The 6,891-nt window shown below is 59.8% G+C and carries 5 protein-coding genes; all 5 read right to left on the bottom strand.

All coding sequences use genetic code 11. The features are described 5' to 3' along the window. Positions 1-257: hypothetical protein (locus V5E99_RS28640; protein WP_499805759.1), on the bottom strand; the 257-nt coding region annotated here is incomplete at its 3' end. Beyond that, positions 215-1,330, bottom strand: a complete 1,116-nt coding sequence (locus V5E99_RS28635) for a hypothetical protein (RefSeq protein WP_499805758.1) — start codon at positions 1,328-1,330, stop codon at positions 215-217. The genes V5E99_RS28640 and V5E99_RS28635, both read right to left, overlap by 43 nt. A gap of 307 nt (positions 1,331-1,637) precedes the next feature. After that, positions 1,638-4,058, bottom strand: a complete 2,421-nt coding sequence (locus V5E99_RS28630) for a TonB-dependent siderophore receptor (RefSeq protein WP_499805757.1) — start codon at positions 4,056-4,058, stop codon at positions 1,638-1,640. A 163-nt stretch (positions 4,059-4,221) separates the two neighbouring features. Beyond that, positions 4,222-5,871 carry a cyclic peptide export ABC transporter gene (locus V5E99_RS28625; RefSeq protein ID WP_499805756.1) on the bottom strand — a complete coding sequence of 550 codons (1,650 nt, stop codon included), beginning with the start codon at positions 5,869-5,871 and terminating at the stop codon, positions 4,222-4,224. 120 nt (positions 5,872-5,991) lie between these two features. Next, positions 5,992-6,870, bottom strand: coding sequence for a dihydropyoverdine dehydrogenase (pvdO, locus tag V5E99_RS28620; RefSeq protein ID WP_499805755.1), 879 nt, complete (start codon positions 6,868-6,870; stop codon positions 5,992-5,994). Between the last annotated feature and the right edge of the window lie 21 nt (positions 6,871-6,891).

Genomic DNA, 6,891 nt, shown 5'->3' with positions numbered 1-6,891 from the left:
CTAAGAATTCTTTCAAGACGATCAATCATGATGTCGTTGGCGTCAGATTGATCAAGCCTCGCAACATGCAGTATGACTTCATCAATTCCATCTCGTGTGGTGGCCGCGGTACTGAAATCCAGTTCGAGAATCGGTCCACCTGCACGCTCGGAATTAAATGGACGTCCACTATGTTCACCTGTGGAAGTCGCACCTTCATACGGACTACTAACCACTACATATAACGGCGCAATACCCGAATTATCCGGGAAGACCACAATGAACTGATCCCAACCACGACCGGGCCGAGCATCGCCGCGCCTGCTGCGGTTCCCATCATCAGCGCCGAGCGCAGGGTGGTGAGAATCAATTGAGCCGTGGCCGGGTTCAGCGGAACTGCCCGAGAAGCCACCGAAAAGGCTGGCCCGGTAGTCGCCACCTGGCCCGAGAGCGAATGGTTGTTAACGAACTGACGTCGTTGTTCCTGTTGCTCTGCCTCCAGCCGTGCCTGTTCCGCCTCTCGTTGAGCCTGCGCCAATGCAGCCAGCCGGGCCTGTTCAACCGCCACTTGCTGCGCGGCCGCCTCCGCTGCCAGACGTGCCTGTTCGTCCGCCAGTCGTTGGGCTTGCAGCAGTGCGTCGAGGCGAGCAATCCGCCGGGCCTCTTCTTCGGCGGCAAGCCGTCGTGCTTCTGCCTCCGCCGCCTGGCGCTGTAACTCGGCCGCCAATTGCTGCGCTTGTTGTTGTGCGGCCAGCCGCGCCTGTTCCTGGGCTTGCACGGCGGCAAGCCAGTTGAGCACGTTGATGTGTTGCTGGTTCAACACCTGAAGGGTTTGGCTGATCAGTCTCGCTTCATGGGCCGCCCGATAGGACTGCTTCCACAGGTTCATGCCTGGGTCGTTGGGGCTTAGCACCTTGTCGACAATAAAGGCCCGGGACAGGAATTGATAAACGGTTTTGTTGGTGGGGTCGCTGCCATAAAACCCGTGGGACAGTGCGGTCTGGTGCTGCTGCTCCGCGCTTTTGCGTTGCATAACCGCGTTTCTGACGCCCAGTTCACGAATGATGGCCGCCGCCGGTGGCAGAGGCTGTGTCGAACCTTCCAGCCGTGCCGCAGCCAGATCCGTTTCAATGTTCTGCGGGATCATCGCCGTCCTGGCTTGATATTCCGCTTCAAGCGGAGCGATGAAATTCTGCAGGACTTGCTGGTAACGGACAGTGCTCAGTGGTGTACCAAACGGGCCGCTATAGCGATTGGGGTCAATAGTGGGTATGGCCGGTTCGAATCCGGGTGGTGCCAGCGCCGTTGTATGCACGGCTTCTGTCAATTCAAAGGGGGGCGGTCGTTGCATATTCATGTCCTTGTTGAATGTGCTTTTTATTGGAAGTTACCAAGAGTTCATTGCGGTCTGCCATTTAAAGTTACAGGGGAAGTTGCCGGCGTGCGTCCGAGACGCATGTAGGCAAGTACATTAAAAAATGCGGGAAGTTTCAGGAAGGATGCACTGCATGTTGGAGATTCCGTCGCGCAATAGGAAATTTCCTATGCGATTACAGGAAAGGTCCTCAAGGCCTTTATTCAAACTTCAATTACAAAACAATCGCCCACAAAAAAGGCGCACCGGTTTGGCCGGTGCGCCTTTTGTTACATCAGTTAAATCAGAAGTTGTACTTGAAGCCCGTCATGATGTTGCGCGGGGCGCCGTACATGCCGTGGTCGCCGGCGTAGGTCAGGTACTCGCGGTCAAACACGTTGTTCAGGTTGACCGAAGCGCTCAGGTTTTTGCTGATGTCGTAGCGTGCCAGCAGGTTGGTGACGGCGTAGCTGCCCTGTTGGAAGGTGTGCAGGTCGGCGCCGGTCTTGCTCTGCCAGTTCACGCCACCGCCCACGGTGAGCTTGTCCAGCACGCCAGGCAGGCGATAGCTGGTGAACGTCTTCAAGCTGTTGCGCGGCAGGGTGGTGACGATGCGCTGGTCATCGGCATCGGTGCTGACGGAGTAGGCATAACCGGCAGACGCCTGCCAGCCTTCGGCCAGTTCGCCATCCAGGGTGAACTCGATACCTTTGGTGGTGGTGCCTTGCTCGGATTTGTAGGTGTTGCCGCCAGGGGTGTCGATCCAGATCGCCAGGTTGTCTTGCTCAAGCTTGAACAGTGCCACGCTGGAGTTCAACTTGCCGTCGAAGTGGCTGCCCTTCAGGCCGACTTCGTAACCGGTACCTTCCATCGGGTCCAGGGGCTTGTTGTTGATGTCGCGTACCCAGGACGATTGCGGGGCGAAGATCTTGGTGTAGCTGGCGTACAGCGACCAGGTGTCGTTCAGGTCATAGACCACGCCGGCATACGGGATGTACACGCCGGTTTCGGACTCTTTGGTCTTGGTTTCAGTACCGCCGTAAGGTTTGTCCGACGAGTCGCGATGCCAGTCGATCACGCGGCTGCCCAACAGCACGCTCAGGTCGTCGGTTACGTGCAGGCGGGTGGCCAGGTAAGCGGCGTACTGGTTTTCTTCGCTGGTGGTCTTGCCGGTTACGTTGAATTTCGGTTTGGCCGAGTCGCCGTTCCAGTTCAGCAGGTTGTCGATGGCGCCGGCCGGGGAGCCGGAGTAGTCATATTTCCAGCCGCCGTAGGACGGTACGCTTTCGTAGTAGTTGGACAGCGTCACACCGGTGATCAACTCGTGCTCCTGACCCAACAGGCTGAACGGCCCGGTGAGGTAGGCGTCGAGGTTGTTCTGGCGTGGTGTGCCGGAGAAGCGTACCGGCAATTGCGTGGTGCCGCTGCCGTCAGGATTCAGCCCGCCGTTGACGTAGTTGAACACCTCGTCGAACTTGTTCTCGGAGTGCGTGAACTCGACCTTGCCGCTCCAGCCGTTGTCGAACTGGTGTTCGATCGAGGTGAAGTAGCTGGTTTGTTCGTGGTCGTTGTAGGACCAGGTTTGCGCCGAGTTCAGCGAGCGGCTGAGGTTGGTGCGCGAGCCGTCGGTGAAGCGGGTCGGCAGGCCGGAACGCATTGGCGAGTCAACATCGGTCTGCTGGTAGCTGAAACCCATGGTCAGCAGGGTGCTTTCGCTCAGGTCGAATTCGGTGATGCCGTAGACCAGTTGCGAATCCTGTTTGTAACGGTCGATCCAGGACTGCTCGGTCTTGAAGTCGGTGACCAGGCGCCCACGGATGGTGCCGGTTTCGTTCAGCGGGCCGGAGACGTCGAAGCCTGTGCCATAACGATCCCAGGTGCCGGCTTCAGCGGTGATGCTGGCCTGCGCCACGGCGGTCGGGCGTTTGCGAATCAGGTTGATGGTCGCCGACGGGCTGCCCAGGCCGCTGATCAGGCCGGTGGCGCCGCGCACGATTTCCACGCGGTCGTACATGGCCATGCTCTGGGTGTAGTTGTCCATGCGCTTGACGGTGGGAACACCGTCGATTTCGAAGTTCTGGATCTCGAAACCACGGGAGAAGTAACCGTCGGATTCAGCGCCCTGACCGTCGCGCAACACGATGATGCCGGGGGTGGCGTCCAGGGTGTCGCTGAGGTTGGTCAGGTGCTGGTCGTCCAGACGCTGACGGGTCATGACGGTCAGCGACTGTGGCGTTTCCTTGGGGGTCAGGTTCAGGCGTGTCGAGCTACTGGACGAGTACGTGGTGTAAAGGCCTGTGCCTTCGGTGGTCGAACCCGGCGCCTTGCCGGAAATCGAGACCGCGCCCAGTTCCAGTGCGCCGCCAGCGCCTGCGGCCGGAATCAGCGAGACCGTGTTACCGGTCATTTGGAAAGTGATGCCGCTCCCCAGCAGCAAGTTGTTGAGTGCCTGTTCCGGTTCCAGGTGCCCGGATACTGCGCTCGATTTCAGGCCCGACAGTGTCTCCGGGCTATAGAGAATTTGCAGGTTGGCCTGTTGACCCAATTGCTGAAGCGCGCTGGACAGCGACTGCGCCGGTACATTTACATCGACCGGGGTCGCTTGTACCTGCGTGGCGCCCATCAACAGCAGCGTCAGCAGCGCGCCGGACAAGACGGTGCGGCGGGGATTGTGTCGGGATACGGCCAGTGCCAGAGGTGCGCGGGACAACGTTAAGCTTTGCATCGCTCGAAATGCTCCTGAAATACGTGGGCAGTTTTATTAGTTAATGATAATTAGACGCAACACCGCAGAAAAACCGGAAAAAAATCCCGCAAACCGCGAACTTATTTGCTATCGCGAGGGTGCGGGACGGTTTCTGCCTTGATTCAGCGCGCTACGAGGCGTGTCAGGCCGGGTTGAGCGCGGTCATCACTTGCCCGGCTTCCATGCGCACCAACTGGTCCGCGACGTCGAAATAGCGGTCGTCGTGGGAGATCACGATGATGGTCTTGCCCAGGCGCTTGAGGTCCGGAAGCAGCTCGGTATAGAAAATCCGCCGGAAGGTCGGGTCCTGGTCGGCGGCCCATTCGTCGAACACCAGCACCGGCCGTTCTTCCAGCCAGGCATTGACCAACGCCAGCCTTTTGCGCTGGCCGGTGGAGAGATCCGTGGTGGTGAAATTGCCGTCCTGGACGCTGACCTTGTGCGCGATTTCCAGGCGTTGCAGGTATTTGTTGGCGTCTTCGGGAATGTGCGTATCGCCTTGCACCACGTCGTCGAACAGGTAGTAATCGGCAAAGATCGTGGTGAACAACTGACGGTAGTCGTCGCGGTTGACGGCGGTCACGGCTTGGCCGTTGAGGCGGATTTCCCCTTGCTGCGGCGGGTAAAGGCCCAGCAGCAACTTGATCAGGGTGGTTTTGCCGCAACCGTTTTCGCCGACGATGAAGATGATGTCGCCCTGTTCGATCTTCAGGTTGACCGGCCCCAGGGAAAACGCATTGCTGCCCGGTACGGCAGGGAAGGTGTAGCGCACATCGTTGAGTTCCAGGCTGTGCACCGGCGCGGCTTTTTTGCCCTGGTCGCTGAGCAGCAGATGCGGTTCGGGCGAGGAGAACTGCTCGGACAGTTCGGCGATGCGACTGAACGCAATCTTCGCCCGGCTGACGATCGGCAAGGTGCCGACCAGATGTTCCAGCGGCCCTTTCATGTACAGCAGCACCAGCACAAAACCGCTCATCACCGATTTGTCGGCGCTCGGCCAGAACGATTGCAGGGCCAGGGCCAGGCCGATCACCACAAAGAACAGCATCGAGCCGAAGGTCTTGGCGATCACGAAGGTATTGATCGACTTGATCTGGGTTTTGCAAATGAAGTCGGCCGTGCCCTTGATGCCGGCGTTGAACATGCGCTGGCGGCGCGGACGGTGAATGCGCAGTTCCTTGGCGCCTTCAGCGATGGCGTTGTAGTGCTTTTGCAACTCGTCTTCGGCGTCCCGGGCGGCGAAGAAGCCCTTGATGCCCAGGCTCTGGGCAAAGTACTGAATGCCGGTGCCGATGATGATCGCCACCACCATGATCAGGAACATCGGCCACGACAGCATGGCCAGGTAGCCCATGCAGCCCAGGGTGACGGTCATGGAAATGGCCAGCGGGGCGAAGGCGAAGGCGAAATCGCTGATGGTGTCGACGTCGTGGGTCAGGACCGGGATCAGCCGATGGCTGCGGTAACGCTCGATCTGTTCGATCGGCGCCGACAGCACTTTCTCCCCCAGTTGCTTACGCAGGGTGGCGATGATGTGCTGGCCGACGTAGTTGGTGCCGATGTCCGAGCAGATCGAACTCAGCAGCGCCACCAGGCACAGGCCGCCGAACAGGGCGACCACACCTTGGGTCAGGCCGGTGTCCGAATGCAGGGCATTGTTGATGGTCGCCAGCAGCACAGTGACACTCAGGCCGCCGACCATGCCGAGGATGATGGAGATCGCGACGACGAGCCGGAAGGGTTTGAGTAGGGTGAACAATTCATGAATTGCACCGCGCGTAGGCTGGGTCATGACAGGACAGTTCCTTGGGTCGTAGAGGCAGATACCCTGTAGAACGTCTGGTCCGGTGCTTAATTTAGACGGTCGCCGACTGGCGGCGACCGAGTGAGGCGGGAGCGCTGGAAAAGTGCCTTACAGTTCACGCGCGACGCGAAAGCCGATCCAGTCGCCACGGGTCTTGGGGTCGATGTCGTTGCGGTTGCCCGAGCGGGAAAACACCGGCGCTTCGCCCCAATCATTCCCGCGAATGCGCAGGACGTCGCAGTTGGGTTCTACCCAGGCACTGCCATCGGTCGGTGCGCCGACGTAGTCCGGGTGGTAGCAGTCCGGCGTCCATTCGTAGACGTTGCCGTGCATGTCGTAAACGCCAAAGGCGTTGGGTGGATAGCTGCCCACCGGCGAGCTGAAACTGTAGCCATCGGCCGGGCCGTAAGTGTTGGCGTGCTGGGTGATGCTGTAACCCTTGCCCTCATCGAACGGGAAGGGGAACGGTCCCTTGGAGCCGGCGCGGGCGGCGTATTCGCGTTGGGCTTCGCTGACCATCTGGTACTTCTGCCCGGTTTTTTTCGACAGCCAGGCGACGTAGGTCTTGATGTCGTCGAAGTCCATGCACACTGCCGGTTGGCGCGGGGATTGCGGGTAGCGCGGTTTGCTGGCCACGCATTCGCGGCCGGGCCGGGTATCACCGTTGGCGATCACTACACCGGTTTCACGCACATAGCTGTCCCACTCGCCGGCGGTGATCTGAAAGCGACTGATGGCAAACGCCTTGGCGAACGTCACCTCGTGCAGCGGGCCTTCATCGGGCTCGCGGCCGACTTCATCTTCCGGCGTGCCCATGGTGAACGTCCCGGCCGGCAGTACGACCAGTTCCGGGCAGTCGCGGCAATCCTTGAAGACTTTGCCCGGTTGCGGTGCGGCAGCCGCTTGTGCGGCGGTCGGCAGCAGCGCGGCCATGAGGCCGGCCAGCGCCAGTGCCTTGAGCGGCACGGTCAGCAGATTAATGTTCATGAATCATCTCGGTTAATGAAG

This window comes from Janthinobacterium sp. LPB2021202312-11-4, assembly GCF_037049705.1.
Lineage (GTDB): Bacteria > Pseudomonadota > Gammaproteobacteria > Pseudomonadales > Pseudomonadaceae > Aquipseudomonas.
Note: the sequence above shows the minus strand (reverse complement) of the source record. Positions and strands in the feature narration are given on the sequence as shown.

What these genes read in the sequence shown, in the direction of transcription:
- V5E99_RS28635 (WP_499805758.1), bottom strand. Translation starts at nt 1,330, where the DNA reads ATGCAACGACCGCCCCCCTTTGAATTGACAGAAGCCGTGCATACAACG.
- V5E99_RS28630 (WP_499805757.1), bottom strand. Translation starts at nt 4,058, where the DNA reads ATGCAAAGCTTAACGTTGTCCCGCGCACCTCTGGCACTGGCCGTATCC.
- V5E99_RS28625 (WP_499805756.1), bottom strand. Translation starts at nt 5,871, where the DNA reads ATGACCCAGCCTACGCGCGGTGCAATTCATGAATTGTTCACCCTACTC.
- pvdO (WP_499805755.1), bottom strand. Translation starts at nt 6,870, where the DNA reads ATGAACATTAATCTGCTGACCGTGCCGCTCAAGGCACTGGCGCTGGCC.